Source organism: Mixta mediterraneensis (genome assembly GCF_030283135.1).
In the GTDB taxonomy this organism is placed as follows: Bacteria; Pseudomonadota; Gammaproteobacteria; order Enterobacterales; family Enterobacteriaceae; genus Pantoea; species Pantoea mediterraneensis.
This window is the reverse complement of the sequence record NZ_JASUAZ010000002.1, coordinates 84,356-105,487: the sequence shown is the minus strand read 5'-3', so window position 1 is coordinate 105,487 and position 21,132 is coordinate 84,356. Positions and strand designations below refer to the sequence as shown.

At 53.0% G+C, this 21,132-nt stretch carries 19 protein-coding genes; 4 read left to right on the top strand and 15 right to left on the bottom strand.

Annotated elements, in window-relative coordinates; all coding sequences use genetic code 11:
• Positions 1-49: 49 nt before the first annotated feature.
• On the top strand, positions 50-1,063 hold the full coding sequence (locus tag QRY16_RS02290) for a M4 family metallopeptidase (protein ID WP_289775499.1): 1,014 nt from the start codon (positions 50-52) through the stop codon (positions 1,061-1,063).
• Positions 1,060-1,392, top strand: a complete 333-nt coding sequence (locus QRY16_RS02285; RefSeq protein ID WP_193404611.1) for a protealysin inhibitor emfourin — start codon at positions 1,060-1,062, stop codon at positions 1,390-1,392. Before QRY16_RS02290 ends, QRY16_RS02285 begins: the two co-directional genes overlap by 4 nt.
• A gap of 40 nt (positions 1,393-1,432) precedes the next feature.
• Here the strand turns inward: QRY16_RS02285 and QRY16_RS02280 are convergent, their stop codons facing one another.
• The 10 genes from QRY16_RS02280 to ndk all read right to left on the bottom strand — a co-directional run bounded on the left by QRY16_RS02280 (position 1,433) and on the right by ndk (position 14,155).
• A complete protein-coding gene (locus QRY16_RS02280; RefSeq protein WP_289775498.1) occupies positions 1,433-3,874 on the bottom strand; it encodes a glucose/quinate/shikimate family membrane-bound PQQ-dependent dehydrogenase in 2,442 nt (813 codons plus the stop codon).
• Positions 3,875-4,493: 619 nt separating this feature from the next.
• Positions 4,494-5,981, bottom strand: a complete 1,488-nt coding sequence (gene der, locus QRY16_RS02275) for a ribosome biogenesis GTPase Der (protein WP_193404701.1) — start codon at positions 5,979-5,981, stop codon at positions 4,494-4,496.
• A gap of 173 nt (positions 5,982-6,154) precedes the next feature.
• Positions 6,155-7,336, bottom strand: coding sequence for an outer membrane protein assembly factor BamB (gene bamB, locus QRY16_RS02270; RefSeq protein WP_193404609.1), 1,182 nt, complete (start codon positions 7,334-7,336; stop codon positions 6,155-6,157).
• A 19-nt stretch (positions 7,337-7,355) separates the two neighbouring features.
• Entirely contained in the window at positions 7,356-7,973 is a 618-nt protein-coding gene (locus QRY16_RS02265; protein WP_193404608.1) for a YfgM family protein, read from the bottom strand.
• Positions 7,974-8,012: 39 nt separating this feature from the next.
• On the bottom strand, positions 8,013-9,287 hold the full coding sequence (gene hisS, locus QRY16_RS02260; RefSeq protein WP_193404607.1) for a histidine--tRNA ligase: 1,275 nt from the start codon (positions 9,285-9,287) through the stop codon (positions 8,013-8,015).
• 105 nt (positions 9,288-9,392) lie between these two features.
• Positions 9,393-10,514, bottom strand: coding sequence for a flavodoxin-dependent (E)-4-hydroxy-3-methylbut-2-enyl-diphosphate synthase (ispG, locus tag QRY16_RS02255; RefSeq protein WP_193404606.1), 1,122 nt, complete (start codon positions 10,512-10,514; stop codon positions 9,393-9,395).
• A 37-nt stretch (positions 10,515-10,551) separates the two neighbouring features.
• Positions 10,552-11,565 carry a cytoskeleton protein RodZ gene (rodZ, locus tag QRY16_RS02250; protein WP_289775497.1) on the bottom strand — a complete coding sequence of 338 codons (1,014 nt, stop codon included), beginning with the start codon at positions 11,563-11,565 and terminating at the stop codon, positions 10,552-10,554.
• Positions 11,555-12,289, bottom strand: a complete 735-nt coding sequence (gene pilW, locus QRY16_RS02245) for a type IV pilus biogenesis/stability protein PilW (RefSeq protein ID WP_289775496.1) — start codon at positions 12,287-12,289, stop codon at positions 11,555-11,557. Before pilW ends, rodZ begins: the two co-directional genes overlap by 11 nt.
• Positions 12,290-12,369: 80 nt before the next feature.
• Positions 12,370-13,539, bottom strand: coding sequence for a dual-specificity RNA methyltransferase RlmN (rlmN, locus tag QRY16_RS02240; protein ID WP_193404603.1), 1,170 nt, complete (start codon positions 13,537-13,539; stop codon positions 12,370-12,372).
• A 184-nt stretch (positions 13,540-13,723) separates the two neighbouring features.
• Positions 13,724-14,155 carry a nucleoside-diphosphate kinase gene (ndk, locus tag QRY16_RS02235; protein WP_003848684.1) on the bottom strand — a complete coding sequence of 144 codons (432 nt, stop codon included), beginning with the start codon at positions 14,153-14,155 and terminating at the stop codon, positions 13,724-13,726.
• Between the two features lie 261 nt (positions 14,156-14,416).
• On the opposite strand from ndk, the gene sseA reads away from it, so the two are divergent.
• Positions 14,417-15,259, top strand: a complete 843-nt coding sequence (gene sseA, locus QRY16_RS02230) for a 3-mercaptopyruvate sulfurtransferase (RefSeq protein ID WP_289775495.1) — start codon at positions 14,417-14,419, stop codon at positions 15,257-15,259.
• 30 nt (positions 15,260-15,289) lie between these two features.
• On the opposite strand, the gene sseB is transcribed toward sseA, so the two are convergent.
• From sseB to trmJ, 5 genes are all read right to left on the bottom strand, one after another.
• Entirely contained in the window at positions 15,290-16,054 is a 765-nt protein-coding gene (gene sseB / locus QRY16_RS02225; RefSeq protein ID WP_289775494.1) for an enhanced serine sensitivity protein SseB, read from the bottom strand.
• A gap of 49 nt (positions 16,055-16,103) precedes the next feature.
• A complete protein-coding gene (gene pepB / locus QRY16_RS02220; protein ID WP_289775493.1) occupies positions 16,104-17,390 on the bottom strand; it encodes an aminopeptidase PepB in 1,287 nt (428 codons plus the stop codon).
• 156 nt (positions 17,391-17,546) lie between these two features.
• Positions 17,547-18,710: an IscS subfamily cysteine desulfurase gene (locus tag QRY16_RS02215; RefSeq protein WP_289775492.1), complete on the bottom strand. Its 1,164-nt coding sequence runs from the start codon at positions 18,708-18,710 to the stop codon at positions 17,547-17,549.
• Between the two features lie 91 nt (positions 18,711-18,801).
• On the bottom strand, positions 18,802-19,299 hold the full coding sequence (gene iscR / locus QRY16_RS02210) for a Fe-S cluster assembly transcriptional regulator IscR (protein ID WP_289775491.1): 498 nt from the start codon (positions 19,297-19,299) through the stop codon (positions 18,802-18,804).
• Positions 19,300-19,403: 104 nt separating this feature from the next.
• Positions 19,404-20,156 (bottom strand): tRNA (cytosine(32)/uridine(32)-2'-O)-methyltransferase TrmJ, encoded by a 753-nt coding sequence (trmJ, locus tag QRY16_RS02205; protein ID WP_289775490.1) that lies wholly within the window; start codon positions 20,154-20,156, stop codon positions 19,404-19,406.
• Positions 20,157-20,276: 120 nt separating this feature from the next.
• Here trmJ and suhB point away from each other — a divergent pair, with 120 nt between their 5' ends.
• Positions 20,277-21,080 carry an inositol-1-monophosphatase gene (gene suhB, locus QRY16_RS02200; protein WP_289775489.1) on the top strand — a complete coding sequence of 268 codons (804 nt, stop codon included), beginning with the start codon at positions 20,277-20,279 and terminating at the stop codon, positions 21,078-21,080.
• Positions 21,081-21,132 lie beyond the last annotated feature (52 nt).

Sequence of the window (21,132 nt, the reverse complement as noted above, 5' to 3'; positions counted from 1 at the left end):
ACTATACTTTTTGGCTCAACTGTTAATTCATCGTGCCAAGGAGTCGGATATGGCTTATAGCGTTATTCCTCCCTACATCTTACGCAAAATCATTGCACACGGTTCCGGCCATCAGCAGGAAGAAGCGCGTCGTACCTTAACCCACGTACAGCATTTAATGGCAGCGCCCTGGCAAAAGCCATCCGTGGCGAAAACCGCTGTTGGCGGCCGGGTTGAACGTGAGATTTATGATGCGCAAAACGAGCAAACTTTGCCGGGCAAGCTGATCCGGCAGGAAGGTCAATCGGCAAACGGTGATATTGCCGCCCAGGAAGCCTGGGATTATCTCGGTACAACCTACGACTTTTTCTGGCAGGCTTACAAGCGCAACTCTCTGGACAATCAGGGCTTGAAACTGTTGGGCACGGTGCATTACGGTAAAAATTACCAGAATGCCTTTTGGAATGGTCAGCAGATGGTGTTTGGCGATGGTGACGGCGAAATTTTTAATCGCTTCACTATTGCAATAGACGTGGTAGCGCATGAGCTGACGCATGGCGTTACTGAAAATGAAGCCGGATTGATCTATTTCGAACAGGCTGGTGCACTGAACGAGTCATTGTCAGATGTATTCGGCTCGTTAGTGAAGCAGTTCAGTAAGAAGCAGAGCGCCGAACAGGCCGACTGGATTATCGGTGAAGGCTTGCTGGCCAAAGGTATTCATGGCCGGGGCTTACGCTCAATGTCTGAACCCGGCACGGCTTATGACGATCCCATGCTGGGCAAAGATCCACAGCCTGCGCATATGGATCACTATGTGCAGACGCGTGAAGATAATGGCGGCGTGCACCTTAACTCTGGTATTCCTAATCGCGCTTTCTGTCTGGCTGCCAAAGCGCTGGGCGGTTATGCATGGGAGTTGGCTGGTCATGCGTGGTATGACAGCCTGTGTGATAAAGCGTTGCCGCAGAATGCCGATTTTAAAACCTTTGCTCAGTACACCATGCAGCACGGCGAAAAGCGCTTTAACCGTTCAGTGGGCAGCGCGATTGAACAAGCCTGGAAAGAGGTGGGCGTGTTATGAGCGAGCTTCCTCAACTCACCGACGATGCAATCATTGTGGTGGCACGTGAAGGCGGTATCGCGTTTATTCCGGGCCTGCGCGGCGAGCGTCGTTTCACTTTAGGCCAGCTTCCTGCCCCCCAAAAACAGCGCGTTTGTGCTGTGCTGGAACAGGCGATGCCTTTAGGAGAACCGGAAGAAAAGGCTGCTCAGGTTGGTCGTGGCGATCAGCGTTATTTTCGCATTCAGATTCAGTACGCCACCCACCGGGAAAGTGGCACGATAGTGCTGTTAATACCGGAACAGGTGGCGCCACCTGAACTGGAATCCCTGTGGCGCGACGGCGAATAGCGAAAAAAAAGCCGACATCGCTGTCGGCTTTTTCATCACGTTATTTACTGTCAGGTAGGGCGTAAGCAATGACATAGTCACCACGATCGGGAGACTGACGTGCGCCGCCCGCTGAGATGAGAATGTATTGTTTGCCGGTTTTCGGTGAAACATAACTCATTGGGCCGCCCTGGCTGCCAACCGGCAGGCGAGCTTTCCATACTTCTTTACCGGTTGAGCTGTCGAAGGCGCGCAGATAGTAATCCTGCGTACCCGCGATAAACACAAGGCCGCCCTGCGTTGCCAGCGTGCCGCCCAGCGTTGGCATACCAAGTGGCATTTTCATGCGCATTTTGATACCAAAAGGACCGGTATCCTGCACCGTACCGACTGGCACCTGCCAGACGATTTTCCGTGTTTTCATATCAATCGCGGACAGCGTACCAAACGGTGGCGCCTGGCAAGGAATGCCCAACGGAGACATGAAACGGTTTTTATTCACCGCATAAGGCGTGCCTTTCAGCGGAACCGCACCCATGCCGGTGTTGATCGCTTCACCGCCATTGCTACCACGGGCAATCTTGCTGGTATCAGCCGGAATCATCTGTACCCACAGGCCCAGACGCATATCGTTGACGAACAGCAGATGGTTGTTCGGATCGGTGGACATGCTGCCCCAGTTCATACCGCCCAGCGAACCTGGGAAGCTGAGGGATTTATCGGTATCCGGCACGGTGAACAGACCATCATAACGCATGGATTTAAAAGCAACACGGCATACCAGCTGATCGAACGGCGTTGCACCCCACATGTCAGATTCTTTCAACGTCTGGTTGCCAATCTGTGGCATACCGGTCGAATGCGGCTGAGTTTTGGTGTACTGCTCGTTCGGAATATGGCCCTGCGGCATTGGCAACTCTTCGACTTTCGTCAACGGCTTGCCTGTCATGCGATCCAGCACAAAGATCATGCCGGTTTTACCGCCGATGACCACGGCCGGTTTGGTGGTGCCATCCTGCATTGGGAAATCGATCAGGCCTGGCTGCATCGGCAGGTCGAAGTCCCACAGATCGTTATGAACGGTCTGATAAACCCACTTCTCTTTACCCGTGGTGGCATCCAGCGCCAGCACGGACGCGCCGTATTTGTGATCCAGTGCAGTACGATTCGCGCCCCACAGGTCAACAGAAGAGCTGCCCATAGGGATAAATACGGTATTCATCGCCGGATCGTAAGACATCGGCGCCCACGAGTTTGGTGTGCTGCGCGTATAATCTTTGCCTGGCATCAGAATCGCATTCGGGTCCACATTGCCTGGGTCAAACGCCCAGCGCATTTGGCCTGTGATAACGTCAAAACCACGTAATACACCGCCTGGCATATCGGTCTGAACGTTGTCCGCGATACGTCCTCCAACCACAACGGTAGTACCCGCCACGGTCGGTGCAGAGGTCAGCTGATATTGCGGATCTGGCGCTTTACCCAAACCGGCTTTCAGATCAACCTGTCCGTTGTTGCCGAAGTCCTGACAGAATTCACCATTGTCAGCGTTGATTGCGATCAGGCGTGCATCAATGGTGTTCATCAGGATGCGGCGCTGACAGGTATCACCCGCAGGTAAATTTACGGCTGTCACCGGCGTTGAGCCTGGCTTTGACGGCTGCGTCAATGGTTTGGTCGCATCAAAATAAGCCAGACCGCGGCAGCGATTCCAGACTTCAGCTTGTGCGTTGATTTCGCGTTTCCAGATTTGCTTTCCGCTATCCGCTTCTACCGCAATCACATTGTTATGCGGCGTACAGAGATAGAGCGTATTGCCAATCTGCAGCGGAGTTTGTTGATCTTCCGCACCGTTACCGGTTGGGCTAACTGGCGTATCGCCAGTATGGAAAGTCCAGGCCACCTGCAGGTCTTTTACGTTGTCACGTGTGATTTGATCCAACGCAACAAAGCGGCTCCCGCCTGATGTATTACCGTAGTTATCCCAGTTTTTCTGCTGTTTCGCTTTATCAACCGGAATCAGCGGCAATTCCTGACCGCTGCTGGCAACAGTGGGATGTGGCTGGAACATCTGAACAAACGTCACCACCATGCCAATAGCCAGCACGGCAGACAAGACGTAGGAAACGTTAGCCAGCAACGTTTTGCCTTCACGCTTACGCAGCGCAGGCCAGGTCAGGAACGCCAGGATCATCAGTCCGGCTGGCACCATCAGGCGTGAAACCAGCGGCCAGAACGCCAGGCCAGCATCGAAAAGCGCCCAAATCAGCGTGCCGATACACATCAGCAGAAAAAGCGTCACTGCAGAAGATTTACGCCGGAAGAACTGAACTGCCGACAGAACGGTAACAATACCCGCGATTAAGAAGTACCAGCTGCCGCCAAGCGCGACGAGTTTACCGCCGCCGATAGCGAAGAACAGGCCGGTAGCAAGCAGCACCAACCCGAGCAGCACGGTCCATATTCCCAACCCTTTACCGGAGCGGGACGATGTTTCAGCCATAACACTAACTCTCCTGAAAAAATAAAGCGTCCGCGCTCCACGCCCGCTTGCCGTTTCGGGAGCCGGGAGCTTTACGCTGGGGAACACTTTATTTTAAATCGAATTAAAAACGGACCTGCGTCCGGGATTCAAGCAATGTGAAGCAGGCGACATTAAGAATTGTCTATAGATCTGCCCACAGCGGGGCTGGATTGTACCACCTGGTACATAAAGAGGTGAATATCTATTACTCATTTGTTACTGAGAAATAGCATTTTTGCTACAAAATGTGCGTTAAGTAATTAAATTTACACGGTTCTTGCAATAACAGTCTTTCAGGCGGTCGATGTGTAAAAGTGCGTTAAGCGCTTAACGGTACAAACCCGATGTTCTTTAACGGTTAAACCGTATTTATAAGCGTCAAAACAGACAATTAGATCAAAAGTTTAAAGACATGCCTGCGGTTAAGGGCAACCTGAGCAACGTACCTGCGCTGCGTATGACGTACCACATATTTTACAAATGCCTTTGTCTTCGCGCTACGTTAACGACAGCGGATAAAGCTATCCCTCAGTACGTTTTCCCTTTTGCAACCTGGCTGCTTACCGCAAAAAAAAGAGGGCCAACCGGCCCTCGATAATTAACGCTTATTTTTTTTCATATGCGCCATCAGGCGCTTACGTTTACGCTGCTGAGTGGGTGTCAACAGGTTACGCTTGCCTTCATAAGGGTTTTCGCCCTCTTTGAACTGAATACGAATCGGCGTTCCCATAACATTGAGAGAACGACGGAAGTAGTTCATCAGATAGCGCTTGTAAGAATCCGGCAAATCTTTCACCTGATTGCCATGGATCACGACAATAGGTGGATTGTAACCTCCGGCATGCGCATATTTCAGCTTCACGCGGCGACCACGAACCAGCGGTGGCTGGTGATCTTCTGCGGCCATATTCATAATGCGCGTCAGTAACGATGTGTTAACCCGCTTGGTTGAGCAGTCATAAGCTTCCGTGACCGATTCGAACAGGTTACCCACGCCGCTGCCGTGCAGCGCAGAAATAAAGTGAACGCGGGCGAAATCAATAAAGCCCAGGCGGAAATCGAGCGTCTCTTTGACCTCGTCACGCACCTCTTGCGACAGGCCATCCCACTTATTAACCACAATTACCAGTGAGCGCCCGCTATTCAGAATAAAACCGAGCAGCGAGAGATCCTGGTCGGAAATCCCGGCGCGGGCATCAATCACCAGCATCACAACGTTTGCGTCTTCAATCGCCTGTAGCGTTTTGATTACCGAAAACTTTTCTACCGTATCGGTGATTTTTCCGCGCTTACGCACACCCGCGGTGTCAATCAGCACGTACTCACGCCCATCACGCTCCATCGGAATATAGATGCTGTCGCGCGTCGTACCCGGCATGTCATATACCACTACGCGATCTTCGCCAAGAATGCGGTTGGTCAGGGTAGATTTGCCCACATTTGGGCGGCCTACAATCGCCAGCTTGATCGGCAAACCGGTTGGATCAAACTCTTCTTCTTCCTCTTCAGGCGGTTCACCATTCTCTTTTGCCGCCAGCGCCGCCCAGTAGGCTTCGTTTTCGTCTTCTTCGGTCACTTCTACCGGATCGACCTGTTCCATCCACGGCAGCAGCGCGGTTTCTAACAGGCTGGTCACGCCACGACCGTGCGAGGCCGCAATGGCATGGATTTCCCCCAGGCCCAGCGAGTAGAAATCTAAGACGGCTGAATCGGGATCGAGTCCGTCGGTTTTATTAGCCACCAGGAAGGTAGCTTTTTGGCGCGAACGCAGATGCTTAGCAATTTGCTGATCGGCCGGCATCAGACCCGCACGGGCATCTACCATAAACAGCACAACATCAGCTTCTTCAATCGCCAGCAGCGACTGTTCTGCCATGCGCGTTTCGACACCATCCTCAGTGCCGTCAATGCCACCGGTATCAATAACAATAAATTCGCGCCCTTCCACTTCGGCGCGACCATATTTGCGATCGCGAGTCAGTCCAGGAAAATCCGCTACCAGCGCATCACGTGTGCGGGTTAAGCGGTTAAAAAGCGTAGATTTTCCCACATTGGGACGCCCAACCAGCGCGACCACAGGTACCATAACAATGCCTCAATAAATAATTAATCGCCCGAATGGCGTGATTATAACGGCTCTTGCCGCTAAGTTCAGGCTGAAGGCGCAAAGAATACCATGCCTGACTAAAAACGAAACGGCCCCTGATAAACTCAGGAGCCGCTTTCAGGGAAGGATTTCACCTGACTGGCGTTTACCCATTAGCGGGTAATCGCATAAACCTCACCGTCTTTGGACTGGATCAGCAACTTGTCGCTGGCAACCACCGGTTCAGTCTGGAAGCCGGAGCTATCCAGTTTCTGCTGGGCAACAAAGCGACCGTCGGTCGTGTTCATCCAGTGCAGATAACCTTCGCTGTCACCCACCACGATATAGCCATTGTACAACACGGGCGATGTCAGGTTACGGTGCAGCAGATCGCTCTGACGCCAGATTGCCACGCCGCCATCCGCGTTCAGAGCAATGACGCGATCGTCCTGATCGATCAGGTAAATACGGCCCGCATCTACAATCAGATCTTTCACGCCACCAATTTCACGCTTCCACAAAATTTGTCCTGAACGCAGGTCCAGCGCGGTTAAATCGCCATTGTAAGCCAGCGCGTAAACCACGCCATTTACCACAACCGGCGTGGTATCAACATCATTCAGGCGATCGATTTCCGTCGCGCCGCTTGGCTGCGAAATGCGCTGCTGCCAAATCAGCTGACCTTGATTCATGATGACTGCGCTGACGCGACCGTTATCTCCGCCGACAATCGCACCGCCAAAGGCAACGGCTGGCGCAGATTCACCGCGCAGAGACAGCGCTGGCATATCAAGGTTAACGCTCCACTTGATGGCGCCGCTGTTCTGATCCAGCCCCTGCAACATGCCGTTGCTGGTGTGAATCAACACTAAACCATCACTGACAACCGGACGTGACAGCGCTTCGCCAGCCACTTTGGTTTGCCAGTCAATCTTACCGTCGCTGCTGTTTAAGGCATAAACCTGGCCGCGTTCGCTGCCAGCATACAGGCGGTCGCCATTCACGGTCAGGCCGCCAGACAACAGGGCTGAACGATTTTTTGAGAAGAAGCCGGTTTTCTCAGAGAGATCGACTTTCCATTTTTCCTTACCATTCGCTGCGTCTAATGCTTTTATGATACCAAAGCGATCGGCCGCATAAACGGTGCCCTCTTGCCAGGCGGGATGCAGGTTGGAATAAAAATCGCCAACACCATCACCCACCGACGTGCTCCATACTTCTTGCGGAGTAAACTGATTTTCGACCTTCGGCAACGGGGCCATTTTTACTGCATCTTCTTCGCCGCTAAACAGCGAACAACCGCTGAGCAAAGTGACTGAAATCAGCCCTGGCAGCAGGTATTTACGTAATTCCATGCGCTCTCTCTTGACTGGCTTAGCTTAAGTTATTCATCTTCATCTGCATCATTTGCTTCAATGCCGGAGAGGCATCAGATTCCACCCCTTTGCTCCAGGCATCGCGTGCGCCCTGCTTGTCGCCTTTGCTTAGCAGCGCTTCGCCGCGGATGTCGGCCACAATGGCTGTCCAGCCATCACCCTTCACGCCTTCCAGGGTTTTAAGTGCCGCGTCGGCTTGATTTTGTTGCAGTTGAATGCGCGCCAGGCGCAGGTTAATAACCGCCTGCAGGTTGGCATCTTTTGTGTCTTTCAGGCCGTTTTGCAGCTGAGCAGCCGCTTTATCGAGCTGGTTGCTGTCAACATACTGTTTGGCTACATCCATTGATGCCAGCGCACCGTAGGTGTTGCTGTTATCCCTGGCAAAATTGCTCACCGCCTCCAGCGTTTGAGGCTTATCCGCCTGCATAGCATTGGTCAGCTGCTGATACTGCGCTGAAACGGTTTTGGCCGAGCTCTCTTCATGGTTCGCCCAGTAGCGCCAGCCACCCAGCGCGGCAATACCGATGACTACGCCAACCGCTAACGCTTTGCCATTGTTGGCAAAGAAGCGGCGCACGGCATCAATCTGTTCATTCTCATTGCTATAAACTTCCACGCAATCCCTCTCTTTTTAATGATCGGTGCTGTGACACGCTTACTGTAACAGCGTGCGCAATGCAGCAGCAGCCTCTGCCTGCGCTAGCGTTTGCTGCTCGCCACTGCGCAGATTTTTAATCACGACCTGACCGGCCTTCACTTCGTCTTCACCCACTACCAGTGCAACGCGTGCGCCCCACTTATCTGCGCGGGCAAACTGCTTTTTAAAATTGCCGCCGCCAAAGTTGGTCATCAGCTTCAGATCGGGCATTTCATCGCGCAGTTTTTCTGCCAGCAGCATCGCTGATGCCTGTACGCCTTGACCCGAAGCGATAACATAGACATCAACAACACGAGTCGGTTCAAATTCAGGATTAACCGCCTGAACCAGCAGGACCAAACGCTCCATGCCCATGGCGAAACCGACAGCAGGCGTTGCGCGACCGCCCAGTTGCTCAACTAAGCCATCGTAACGGCCGCCGCCACACACGGTACCCTGTGAGCCCAGGCTATCGGTGACCCATTCAATCACCGTCCGGTTGTAGTAATCGAGGCCACGCACCAGACGCTGATTTACGGTATACGCAATGCCCGCATCGTCCAGCAGCGCGCAAAGACCGTCAAAATGCGCACGTGACTCTTCATCCAGATAATCGCCCAGCTGGGGCGCATCGTTCAGTAAGTGCTGAATTTCAGGATTTTTACTGTCGAGCACGCGCATCGGATTGGTATACATGCGGCGTTTGCAATCTTCATCCAGCGTTTCTTTATGTTGTTCAAGGAAAGCCACTAACGCATCGCGATAATTAGCGCGTGCCTCAAGCGAACCGATGGAGTTGAGTTCGAGCCGGACGTGGTCGGCAATACCTAATGCTTTCCACCAGCGCGCATTAAGCATGATCAATTCAGCATCAATATCTGGCCCCTGCAAGCCAAATACTTCAACACCCATCTGGTGGAACTGGCGATAGCGGCCTTTTTGCGGACGCTCGTAACGGAACATCGGTCCCATGTACCACAGGCGCTGCTCCTGGTTATAGAGCAAGCCATGTTCGATGCCCGCACGCACACACCCTGCGGTCCCTTCCGGGCGTAGCGTCAGGCTTTCACCGTTGCGGTCGTCAAAAGTATACATTTCTTTTTCAACCACATCGGTGACTTCACCGATAGCGCGTTTAAACAGCGGCGTTTGTTCAACGATCGGCATACGAATTTCGCTATAACCGTAACTCGCCAGAACCTGTTTCAGAACGCCTTCAATCCGTTGCCAGATGGCTGTATCCGCGGGCAGATAATCATTCATCCCACGAATAGCTTGAATATTCTTCGCCACGTTAGAATCTCTTAATACAAAAAAACCTGTCCGGCATCATACCTTATGAGGATGAAACCGCACAGGTTCAGTCAAAAAAGTCACGCACGCAGCCTGCGTGCGCCATTATTTTTCCAGCTGCTGCACGTCGATACGACGACTTTCGTCGAGCATCGACGCTTTGGCACGGATGCGGGCTTCCAGCTGATCGATCATATCGCTATTGTCGAGACGATCCCGCTGACGCACTCCATCTTCATAGAAACCACTTTTCTTATTGCCGCCGGTTACGCCAAGCGTAGAGATAGTGGCTTCGCCTGGACCATTCACGACACAACCAATAATAGAAACGTCCATCGGCGTGATGAGGTCTTCCAGACGCTGCTCCAGCGCGTTTACCGTGCCGATTACGTCAAATTCCTGACGCGAGCAGGTTGGGCAAGCGATAAAGTTAATGCCACGCGAACGAATACGCAGCGATTTCAAAATATCGAAACCCACTTTCACTTCTTCGACCGGATCGGCCGCCAGCGAAATGCGCAGCGTGTCACCAATGCCTTCCGACAGCAGCAGACCAAGTCCGATAGCCGATTTCACCGCCCCCGCACGCGCGCCGCCTGCTTCGGTAATACCGAGGTGCAGCGGTTGTTCAATTTGCTTTGCCAGCAGACGATACGATTCGACCGCCAGGAACACGTCCGAGGCTTTCACGCTGACCTTAAATTGATCGAAATTCAGGCGATTAAGGTGATCAACGTGGCGCATAGCTGATTCCAGCAACGCCTGCGGCGTCGGCTCACCATATTTTTCCTGCAGATCTTTTTCCAGCGACCCCGCATTCACGCCGATACGAATCGGAATATTGCGGTCGCGGGCGCAGTCAACCACCATACGAATACGTTCGTTGTTACCGATATTGCCTGGGTTGATACGCAGGCAATCGACGCCATACTCAGCGACTTTCAGTGCAATGCGGTAATCAAAATGGATGTCTGCCACCAGCGGTACGTCGACCTGCTGTTTGATCAGCTTAAATGCTTCGGCGGCGTCCATAGTGGGCACAGAGATGCGGACAATATCCACGCCTACGCGCTCAAGCGCTTTGATTTGGTTTACTGTCGCAGCCACATCGGTGGTGCGGGTATTGGTCATCGACTGAACGGCAATAGGTGCACCGTCGCCGACTGGCACCTTGCCGACGTAAATGCGTTTTGATTTACGGCGGATAATGGGTGCTTCGTTATGCATATTTCTTCTCCACAATTGCCCGGTACGCGATACGCTGTTATTGCGCACCTAATGTCAGGCGAGCAACCTGGTTATTACGGATAAAATGACTTAAATCAACAGGCTGGTTCTGATATTGCACCTGTACGGCCGATGGCGCGCCAATTTTCAGACGATACGGAGCCGTACCCGCGAGGCTGAGTTTACCACCGCTGTGTTGCATTCCGCTGAACAGTTTTTTACCGCTGGCATCCGTTACTTCTAACCAGCAATCAGCATTGAAAGTCATAACAACCGCGTTGGGATCCGTTGCCGGTTCGCTCACAGCAGCAGCCCCAACCGGTATTTGCGGTGCGGTTGACGTGGGTGCAGCAGACGTATTGACCGGAGCCTGAGAAGGTGAAACCACGGCGTTATCGCCGCCAGGCTGCGCTGACGTAGCAGGATGACTGGCATTGTTCGCGGGCGTAGTCACGGAAGGCGTGCTGGCAGCGCTGTTATCCATGGTTATGGGTGCCGGATTGCTTTCATCCGGTGCGGCAGGCGCAGCAGTTTCATCAGACGTACTGTCGCCTGCGGTTTCACCCAGCGGAATGGACTGGCTACTGTCATCATTACTGCCGTTCTGACTGACCATGGTCGTCAGTTCCTCCTGCGACGCTTTATGGTTTTGCCACCACCATGCGCCCGTCAGGCCAATCACCACAAACACCACCAGCCAGGTGAAAATCATCAACCAACCGTCGCGCTTTTTGCGGCGCTTACCCAAAGAGAAACTTTGCATCGGTTCGATTTTTGCGGCACGCACCGGCGTTTGTTTCGCCATCATTGGCAGTAATTCCTCTTCAGGAATATGCACCAGACGGGCGTAAGAGCGAATGTAGCCGCGTAAGAACGTCGAGGCTAAATCAGCGGGCGATTTATCTTCCTCAATGTCTCGAACGGTAGAAAGTTTCAGACACAGGCGCTCAGCAACGTTCTGCTGCGTCAGTCCCATCTGCTCACGGGCCAGACGCAGGCGTTCACCTGTTGAATGTACTGCAGAATTCTCTTGATTGGCTTCAGTATTCATTAGCTAAATAACGCTGGTACTGTATCGATTGCGGAAAACGCCGCGCTAACTGGTCGCCATAAAACCTGACATCTGCGACATTTTCCTGTTGCGCGGCGAAACGTATATGTAACGCCAGACTGCGTGCCGTTTCAGGCAGACGTTGCTGGTAAATCTTTAACAATAACGATGTGTTAGCCTGTTGATCTGTTTCCAGCAGCCTTTCGGCCTCAGCTAACACGGACTCTCCTTTGCTGCGGTCCGCATCCAGCGCGTGCAGCAGTGCTGAACGTGCCGCGTCATCATCGCCTGCCTGCAGATAACAATATCCCGATAGTTCGAGCGCATCGATGCGGGCGTCGCCTTCCGGCGCATCTTTTGCCCGTTTAAACTGTTGATGCGCTTCGTCATACTGCCCTAAAGCGCAAAGAAACGCACCGTAATTGTTAGCGATGTAACCATTATCTGGTGCCAGGCGCTGGGCATGAAGAAACTGCTCTGTCGAAGCTGCCATGTTTCCTTGCCGCTGGGCCAGCCGGGCCAATGCCAAAGCTATGCGGTAATCACGCGGTGCAGCGGCCTGAGCACGCAAAAAATTACGCTGTGCGGCGGCATAATCTCCTACAGCTAAATAATGCATCCCTAACTGTAGACGCACCTCTGCAGCACCGGGGGGCGTTGCTTTGCTGACACAACCGCTTACAACAAACAGCGCCAGTAATCCTGTCGATAATCCTTTATGCATTTCGTTACCCTTATGTCGCTCATTAGCTGGCAATAGCCTGCCACGAGCGACACAAGCGGGAAACGCTAAGCGCCAGGGTTTCAGAGAGCCTTCACAGTTATCGGCTCACCCGCCATTTTTTTCTTCATTGTACGTTTGGTGCGGTCAATCACTTCCCCGGCCAGCTGTCCACAGGCGGCGTCAATATCATCTCCACGCGTTTTGCGCACAATGGTGGTAAAACCGTATTCCATAAGCACTTTGGAGAAGCGATCCACGCGGCTGTTAGAGCTACGACCATAAGGCGCACCCGGGAAGGGGTTCCAGGGAATCAGGTTAATTTTGCACGGCGTCTCTTTCAACAGCTCAGCCAACTCATGCGCATCATCGGTACTGTCGTTAACGTGATCCAGCAGTACATATTCGATGGTGACGCGTCCCTGGTTGGCATTTGATTTTGCCAGATAGCGCTTTACTGCCGCCAGGAACATTTCAATGTTGTACTTTTTGTTGATCGGCACAATATCGTCACGCAGTTTGTCGTTCGGTGCATGCAGCGAAATGGCCAGCGCGACATCAATCATGTCGCCAAGTTTGTCCAGCGCGGGCACGACGCCCGAGGTTGATAACGTCACTCTGCGTTTTGACAAGCCAAAACCGAAATCATCCAGCATGATTTCCATTGCCGGTACGACATTATTCAGGTTAAGCAGCGGCTCGCCCATTCCCATCATCACAACATTGGTGATAGGACGCTGGCCCGTTACTTTTGCCGCACCGATGATTTTCGCGGCACGCCATACCTGGCCGATAATTTCCGAAACACGCAGGTTACGGTTAAAGCCTTGTTGCGCAGTCGAACAGAATTTACACTCCAGCGCACATCCCACTTGCGAAGAAACGCACAGCGTTGCGCGATCGTCTTCCGGAATATAGACCGTTTCCACCAGCTGATCGCCCACGCGGATCGCCCATTTAATCGTACCGTCGGCGGAACGCATCTCTTCAGCCACTTCCGGCGCCCGGATCTCGGTCAGCTCCATCAGTTTGGTACGCAGCTTTTTGTTGATGTCGGTCATCTGCTCGAAATCATCACAGCAGTAGTGGTACATCCATTTCATGACCTGATCGGCGCGGAAAGGCTTCTCGCCCAGCGCAATAAAAAACTCACGCATCTGCTGACGATTCAGATCCAGCAGATTAATTTTTTGGTTTTGTGGGGAAACAACAATGGGGGATGCGGACGACGGCGTCACAATCTGTTCGGACATAATGTTCTCTGGCCTCGTTGTTACACGTTATGGCTCTGGTTAAGAATAGATAAAAAATTGCGCCTTCACTAAGCATGCTCAATGAAGGCGTAATATTGTACAACATCTGCTGCCTGATGCCAGGCGGGATCGAGATCCTTTGGCAGATTTTTGTAAAGCCATCTATCCGTTTATCGCCGGGCGATTAACGGGTACGTGGGCAGATTTCGTTTTCGCCGAAGAAATAAGCGATTTCACGTGCAGCAGATTCAGCAGAGTCAGAACCGTGAGTCGCGTTCTCGGTGAAGCTGTCTGCATAGTCGGCACGCAGGGTGCCTGCCAGGGCATTCGCTGGGTTAGTCGCGCCCATCAGGTCACGGTGACGCTGAACGGCATTTTCGCCTTCCAGGACAGAAACCACAACCGGACCAGAAGTCATGAATTCAACCAGGCCGTCAAAGAAAGGCTTGCCCTGATGCTCAGCGTAGAAGCCTTCAGCCTGCTCTTTGCTCAGCTGCAGCATTTTTGCGCCAACGATTTTGAAGCCTGCGCTTTCAAAACGATTGTAGATTGCACCGATCACGTTTTTAGCGACGGCGTTTGGCTTGATGATAGAAAAAGTACGTTCGATTGCCATGTTGACCTCTGTCATAACGTCCTGAAGAAACCGGGGAGCGCACGCCCCAGCTAAGAAACGGCGCCGATTATAGGGGCAGAGCCAAGCCTTGCCTATCAGAGATCTCATAATTTATTGAAAAATATTGATCTGCCTCGAAGCATTGAGTCAGTAATTGTGCGATGCGCCCGATCAGCGTCGCCATTTAGTCATCGCTTTTTCTTGAGATAGCACGCTCATTACCGGAAACTAAACGTTCCTGAATTCTGAAAAGAGGTTGCTATGACAGCTCCCCTGTTTGTATCCGCTGACTGGTTGCATGAACATTACACCGAGGAAACCCTGCAGGTGCTGGACGCACGCATGTTACCGCCTGGTCAGGAAGCGGTGCGCGATATTCAAGCCGAATATCTCGCAGGCCATTTGCCCAATGCGCCTTTTTTCAATATTGAAGCGCTGTCCGATCACACCAGCGCCTATCCGCACATGATGCCGCGCCCCGAAGGTTTTTCCGTGGCGATGCGTGAACTGGGCGTCAGCAGTGACAAACATTTAGTGGTGTACGATGAAGGTAATCTGTTCTCGGCACCGCGGGCATGGTGGATGCTGCGCACTTTTGGCGTTCAGCACGTGTCTGTTCTGGCTGGTGGCTTGCAGGGCTGGAAAGCGGCGGGCTTCGCAGTTGAAACCGGCCCGGTAACCCTGCCGGAAGGCGAGTTTGAAGCGCATTATGATGAAGGCCAGGTTAAACGTCTTAACGATGTGCTGCTGATTAGCCATGAAGGCGGCGCGCAAATTGTCGATGCGCGGGCCGCAAATCGTTTTAATGCCGAGGTGGATGAGCCACGTCCAGGGCTGCATCGCGGCCATATCCCGCGTAGCCTTAACGTGCCGTGGAATGATTTAGTGGCGAATGGCGAGCTAAAGCCGGTGGCCGAATTACGCGAGCTGTTTGCTAAAGCCGGCGTAGACGTGGATAAACCTGTCGTTGCCAGCTGCGGTTCGGGTGTCACTGCGGTGGTGGTGATTCTGGCGCTGACTGCGCTGGGCGCGCGCAACGTGACGCTTTATGACGGCTCATGGGGTGAATGGGGGAGTCGCGACGACTTACCGATTGAGAAATAACAGAAAGCGCGGCTTCAGTGCCGCACTTTTTTAGATAATACGCTGGCTTCCTTTGAAATCGCGCAGGAAGCTGCCCCAGCGACGCTCATAAAAAGGAGTGATGTGCGCCGTAAAGAAATGGCTGATACCGCGATCGTCTATCGTCACTTCGCAAATATCAACTGGCGCATCCTCCGGCAACGTGTCAGTCGCTACGCTGCCCGCCGCCTGGATAATCTCGTCAATATTGCTTTCCGCTTCAATACCGATCAGCAGATTGGGCGTGTCTTCGGCACGCTCGCGAATGCTGGCGATGAATGCGCGTCGTACCTGCTTATACTTGCTAAACAGCTGCGTCAGAGAATCGATCACCTGTGCAGGCGGTTCCGCCACTTCCGATAACAGCAGTGAGTGTCCGCCTTCCAGCACCGTTTGCTGACTCAGCGCGTCCCCTGCTTCGCCCAGCAAATGGCTGATCTCAGCCGGAGAGAATGCTTTGCCACTCGATAGCCTGGGATTCAGAAACAGCGTTTCACCGCGTGTCATTTCAAACAACGTTCGCACCGGCAAGCGCAGGTACGCTTGTTCCTCACTGATGGCTTCACTCATCGCCTGCTCTGACGTAAAAAACGGAATGACGCTGCTGCCATCCTCTTTTTCCCAGTGCTGCAAATCGACCGGCGTATTAGCGTCCAGCTGTGGCGTGGTACTTTCGCCCGGCACCCAGGCATCCGACTCCAGCAGCAACTGAAAAAATTCCGGTCGATGCGCAGGCTCCGTTGCCGCCAGCTTCAGCACTTCTTCAAGACGATTCATATTCTACTCTCAAAAAAGCGGCGACCCGTTGGCCACCGCCGGGATCAATTTACTTCAGTAACAGGTTTGCCAGTGTGCGCACACCTAAGCCGGTTGCGCCGGCAGACCACTGTTCAACTGCGCTTTTACGATACGTTGCTGAGCAGTCGATGTGCAGCCAGCCTTGCTGATAGTGAGTGACAAAATGCGACAAGAAAGCGGCCGCGCTGCTGGCCCCGGCTGAATGCGCTGGACTGGCGATATTGTTCAGATCGGCAAAGTTGGACGGCAGGTGATTGCGATGGAACTCCGCCAGAGGCAAGCGCCAGAAAGGCTCGTTTTCGCTGACCGCGCTGCCCATCAGAGATTGCGCCATAACGTCATCAAAGGTAAACAGCGCGTGGTAATCGTTGCCAAGTGCCGTTTTTGCCGCACCGGTCAGCGTAGCCGCATCAATCAGCAAGGTTGGCTTCTGCTCGCTGGCATCAATCAGGCCATCGGCTAATACCAGGCGCCCTTCTGCATCGGTATTCATTACTTCAACGGATTTACCGTTGCGATAGTGAATGATGTCACCCAGCTTGAAGGCGTTACTGCTGACCATGTTATCGGCGCAGCACAGATACAGTTTTACGCGCTTGTTCAGCCCCCGTGAAATGGCCATTGCCAGCGCGCCGGTTACGGTGGCCGCGCCGCCCATGTCAGATTTCATCGAGTCCATAAAACTACTCTGTTTCATGCTGTAGCCGCCGGTATCAAAAGTAATGCCTTTACCGACCAGACAGGCATAAACCGGCGCATTCTCGTCACCCGTTGGATTGAAATCTAACGCGAGGAAAGCAGGCGGACGGTTTGAACCACGCCCTACGGCGTGTAAGCCACTGTAACCTTGCTCGCGCAGGTCCTCACCTTTGGTGATGCGATAGCTGACGGCATCGCCGCCCACTTCGTTAATCAGATCCACCGCGTTGTGGGCTAAAACTTCCGGGCCCAGCTCTTCCGCTGGCAGGTTAATGATGTCACGCACCCAGTCAATGATTCTCAGACGGCGCGAAAATTCTGCCTGCTCATGCTCGCCTAGCGTTGGCCAGTCAACCTGACGTTTACCTTTCGGCCCGCGATAGCCTTGCCAAAAAGCCCAGCACTGTTCGAGGTGCCAGCCTTCGCCGACCAGCGCCACATGGCGCACGCCTTGTCCATCAATTTTGCGCGCAGCACGTTGAATCGTCATCAGCGTATCATCGCTGGTTAAGTGCAGCGTCATGCCGCTGTCGTTGCTGGTCAGAATAGCTTTTTCGCCCCAGCGCGCATCGGCGGGCTGGTTGCTAAGAGTGATGTTCATCGGTTGCGTAGTCATCGCGAAGCTCCGTATATGTTATAAGTTTCATCCAGGCAAAGTGTAGGAACGGCCTGTGAAGGTGTTAGGTGGAATGCGCAGACTGTTCTGATAGCAGATTAATTCAGGCGACGCCAGCACAACCCGCTGAATGACGCCGTTTCCAGAATGCTGCAATCAGCGGATTACATTCAGCGTGCGCAGGCGCGTGACCGATTTCTGCACCAGGGTAATGGCGTAGTCGATCTCTTCTTCAGTGGTAAACCGTCCCAGCGAGAAGCGCAGCGAACTGTGTGCCAGCTCTTCGCTCAGGCCCAGCGCGCGTAATACATAGGAAGGTTCAAGGCTGGCCGACGTACAGGCTGAGCCCGAGGAAAGCGCCAAATCTTTCAGCGCCATGATCAAGGATTCGCCATCAACATGGGCAAAACTGACATTAAGAATGTTGGCAGAACTGTGCAGCAGATCGCCATTGATGTAGACCTCATCCAGTACGCTGAGTCCTTGCCATAAGCGATCGCGCAGCCTCTGCAAACGCGCCATTTCTTCTTCACGCTCGTCGCGCGCAATCCGATAGGCTTCGCCCATGCCAACAATCTGATGCACCGGTAACGTTCCCGATCGCATGCCGCGCTCATGACCACCGCCGTGAATCAGCGCATCAATTTGGGTACGCGGTTTACGGCGTACATATAACGCGCCAATCCCTTTCGGTCCGTAAACTTTGTGCGCCGAAAACGACATCAAATCTACGTTCAGTTCGCTGAGATCGAGGGGCAATTTGCCAACACTTTGTGTCGCATCAACATGGAACAGAATGCCACGTTCGCGGCATAACTCCCCCATGGCAGCAATGTCCTGAATCACACCCGTTTCATTATTAACATGCATGATCGATACCAGCACGGTGTCGTCACGCAACGCAGCGCGTAACGCTTCCGGGGTGATGATGCCATTGGCGGCGGGCGACAGGTACGTGACCTCAAAGCCTTCCCGCTCCAGCTGTTGACAGCTGTCGAGCACCGCTTTGTGTTCAGTTTTGCTGGTCACGATATGTTTGCCGCGCGTCTGATGAAAATGCGCGGCACCTTTTATAGCGAGATTATCGGATTCAGTCGCGCCAGAGGTAAAGACGATTTCACGCGGGTCAGCATTGACCAGCTCCGCGACTTGATTGCGCGCAACATCAACCGCTTCTTCTGCTTGCCAGCCAAAACGGTGAGATCGAGAGGCCGGGTTACCAAACGTGCCATCCAGCGTCAAAAATTGCATCATTTTGCTGGCCACACGCGGATCGGCCGGCGTGGTCGCGGCATAATCCAGGTAAATCGGTAATTTCATTGCGCTACAGCTCCGTATAAAAATTCATACGTCTTTATAGCAGAAACGGCCCTGACCGCGTTAGCAGTAAGGGCCGCAGCAGAGGCTGGAATTAAGACGCACGCAGGTTAACGTTGATTTCCTGTGCTCGCGAATTCTGGAAGCGACGGTTGTCGTTGGCATTCTGACGATCGGCAACATCAAGGATTTCCTGATTATTCACCAGTTCCGCCAGCGTAATGTTGTTCAGAAACTCGCTGATGCGCACGCTCAGGTCGCGCCACAACACGTGTGTCAGACAACGCTCACCGCCCTGGCACCCTTCTTTGCCCTGACATTTAGTCGCATCGACAGATTCGTCAACCGCGGTAATCACTTCGCCAACGGCGATAGTATTTGACTCTTTACCTAACAGATAACCGCCACCAGGGCCACGGACGCTGGCAACTAAGCCATTTTTACGCAGACGTGAGAATAACTGCTCCAGGTACGACAACGAAATGCCCTGACGCTCAGAAATATCAGCGAGCGGAACCGGGCCTTCATGGGAATGAAGGGCAACGTCCAGCATAGCAGTAACGGCATAACGTCCTTTGGATGTCAGTCTCATAGCGTACGACCTCAATAGCGTCCGGTTATCGGAGGATTAACGAAAGATGTCTGGAGTCTGACATTCCCGAGTAAATTGGTCAACTATTTAACCAAGTAATTTACTCAACTATTATCGTCGCCATTTTTGTGGGTTTTACGTTTCTCAAAAGAGGAAAGCATGCCGCGCAAAATATTGAGTTCATCGCGTTCAGGACGCGCACGGGTATAAAGGCGGCGCAACTTGCTCATCACCTGTCCCGGATTGGCTTCACGAATAAAGCCACTGCTCAGCATCATCTGTTCCATATGCTGATAAAAACGTTCCAGATCGTCTACCAGTGGATAGGGAGAGTCTTCATATTGTGGTTTTGGCTTCGCGGTTTCCTGCGCCTGCAACCATGCCATCCGCAGTTCGTACGCAATAATTTGCACCGCCATTGCCAGATTCAGCGAACTGTATTCCGGGTTCGCCTGTATCGCAACGTGATAATGACACTTCTGCAACTCATCGTTCGTCAGGCCAACGCGTTCACGACCAAACACCAGAGCGACCGGCGCCTGCTGCCCCTCCTCCACGCTTTTGATGCCGCATTCGCGTGCGTCGAGCATTGGCCAGGGCAGAGAACGTGAACGCGCGCTGGTGCCTACAACCAGACTACATCCGGCGATGGCCTCGTCGAGCGAATCGACAATTTTGGCTTCGCCAATCACGTCGCTGGCGCCCGCCGCCAGCGAAATCGCCTGTGAATCGGGCTTGACCAGCGGGTTGACCAGATAGAGATTCGTTAAACCCATGGTTTTCATGGCGCGCGCAACGGAGCCCATGTTGCCGGTGTGAGAGGTTTCCACCAGTACAATTCGAATATTTTGCAGCATAATTGGGATTGGTCAGAAAATGATGGCGCGTAGCCTAACATAAAAGGAGGACATTTACCGAACACGCTGATATACTCCGCGCCGTTTTCCCCGTTCTTTAACATCCAGCGAGAGATACCGATGCATCCGATGCTCAACATCGCCGTGCGCGCAGCGCGCAAGGCCGGAAATTTAATTGCCAAAAATTACGAAACCCCGGACGCAGTCGAAGCCAGCCAGAAGGGCAGCAACGACTTCGTTACTAATGTTGACCGCGACGCAGAAAGCCTGATTATCGAAGTCATTCGTAAATCATACCCGCAGCACACCATCATCACCGAAGAAAGCGGTGAACTGGCGGGCGAAGATCAGGACATTCAATGGGTAATCGATCCGCTGGATGGCACCACTAACTTTATCAAACGTTTGCCCCACTTTGCTGTTTCTATCGCCGTGCGCATTAAAGGCCGCACCGAAGTTGCCGTGGTTTATGATCCTATGCGCAACGAATTGTTCAGCGCGGTACGTGGCCAGGGCACCCAGCTTAATGGTTATCGCCTACGCGGCAGCATCGCTCGCGATCTGGATGGCACCATTCTGGCAACGGGTTTCCCGTTCAAAATGAAACAGCATGCTCCCGCCTATATGAATATCGTCACCAAACTGTTTACCCAATGTGCCGACTTCCGCCGCACCGGTTCTGCTGCGCTGGATTTGGCCTATGTGGCAGCGGGTCGTGTTGATGGTTATTTCGAAATCGGCCTGAAGCCATGCGATTTCGCCGCGGGTGAGTTGCTGGTGCGTGAAGCGGGCGGGCTGGTGACTGACTTCACCGGTAATCACGGCTATTTGCATTCCGGTAATATTGTCGCCGGTAATCCACGCGTAGTGAAAGCACTGCTTTCCTGCATGCGTGAAGAATTGAGCGAAGCGCTGAAACGCTAAAAAAATAAGGCGGTATTGAATGCCGCCTTATTTATCACTTCTCAACTACGTT

Excerpts from the sequence above, each read along its gene's own strand:
- QRY16_RS02290 (WP_289775499.1), top strand. The coding sequence starts at position 50 with ATGGCTTATAGCGTTATTCCTCCCTACATCTTACGCAAAATCATTGCA.
- QRY16_RS02285 (WP_193404611.1), top strand. The coding sequence starts at position 1,060 with ATGAGCGAGCTTCCTCAACTCACCGACGATGCAATCATTGTGGTGGCA.
- QRY16_RS02280 (WP_289775498.1), bottom strand. The coding sequence starts at position 3,874 with ATGGCTGAAACATCGTCCCGCTCCGGTAAAGGGTTGGGAATATGGACC.
- der (WP_193404701.1), bottom strand. The coding sequence starts at position 5,981 with ATGGTACCTGTGGTCGCGCTGGTTGGGCGTCCCAATGTGGGAAAATCT.
- bamB (WP_193404609.1), bottom strand. The coding sequence starts at position 7,336 with ATGGAATTACGTAAATACCTGCTGCCAGGGCTGATTTCAGTCACTTTG.
- ispG (WP_193404606.1), bottom strand. The coding sequence starts at position 10,514 with ATGCATAACGAAGCACCCATTATCCGCCGTAAATCAAAACGCATTTAC.
- rodZ (WP_289775497.1), bottom strand. The coding sequence starts at position 11,565 with ATGAATACTGAAGCCAATCAAGAGAATTCTGCAGTACATTCAACAGGT.
- pilW (WP_289775496.1), bottom strand. The coding sequence starts at position 12,289 with ATGCATAAAGGATTATCGACAGGATTACTGGCGCTGTTTGTTGTAAGC.
- rlmN (WP_193404603.1), bottom strand. The coding sequence starts at position 13,539 with ATGTCCGAACAGATTGTGACGCCGTCGTCCGCATCCCCCATTGTTGTT.
- ndk (WP_003848684.1), bottom strand. The coding sequence starts at position 14,155 with ATGGCAATCGAACGTACTTTTTCTATCATCAAGCCAAACGCCGTCGCT.
- sseA (WP_289775495.1), top strand. The coding sequence starts at position 14,417 with ATGACAGCTCCCCTGTTTGTATCCGCTGACTGGTTGCATGAACATTAC.
- sseB (WP_289775494.1), bottom strand. The coding sequence starts at position 16,054 with ATGAATCGTCTTGAAGAAGTGCTGAAGCTGGCGGCAACGGAGCCTGCG.
- pepB (WP_289775493.1), bottom strand. The coding sequence starts at position 17,390 with ATGACTACGCAACCGATGAACATCACTCTTAGCAACCAGCCCGCCGAT.
- QRY16_RS02215 (WP_289775492.1), bottom strand. The coding sequence starts at position 18,710 with ATGAAATTACCGATTTACCTGGATTATGCCGCGACCACGCCGGCCGAT.
- iscR (WP_289775491.1), bottom strand. The coding sequence starts at position 19,299 with ATGAGACTGACATCCAAAGGACGTTATGCCGTTACTGCTATGCTGGAC.
- trmJ (WP_289775490.1), bottom strand. The coding sequence starts at position 20,156 with ATGCTGCAAAATATTCGAATTGTACTGGTGGAAACCTCTCACACCGGC.
- suhB (WP_289775489.1), top strand. The coding sequence starts at position 20,277 with ATGCATCCGATGCTCAACATCGCCGTGCGCGCAGCGCGCAAGGCCGGA.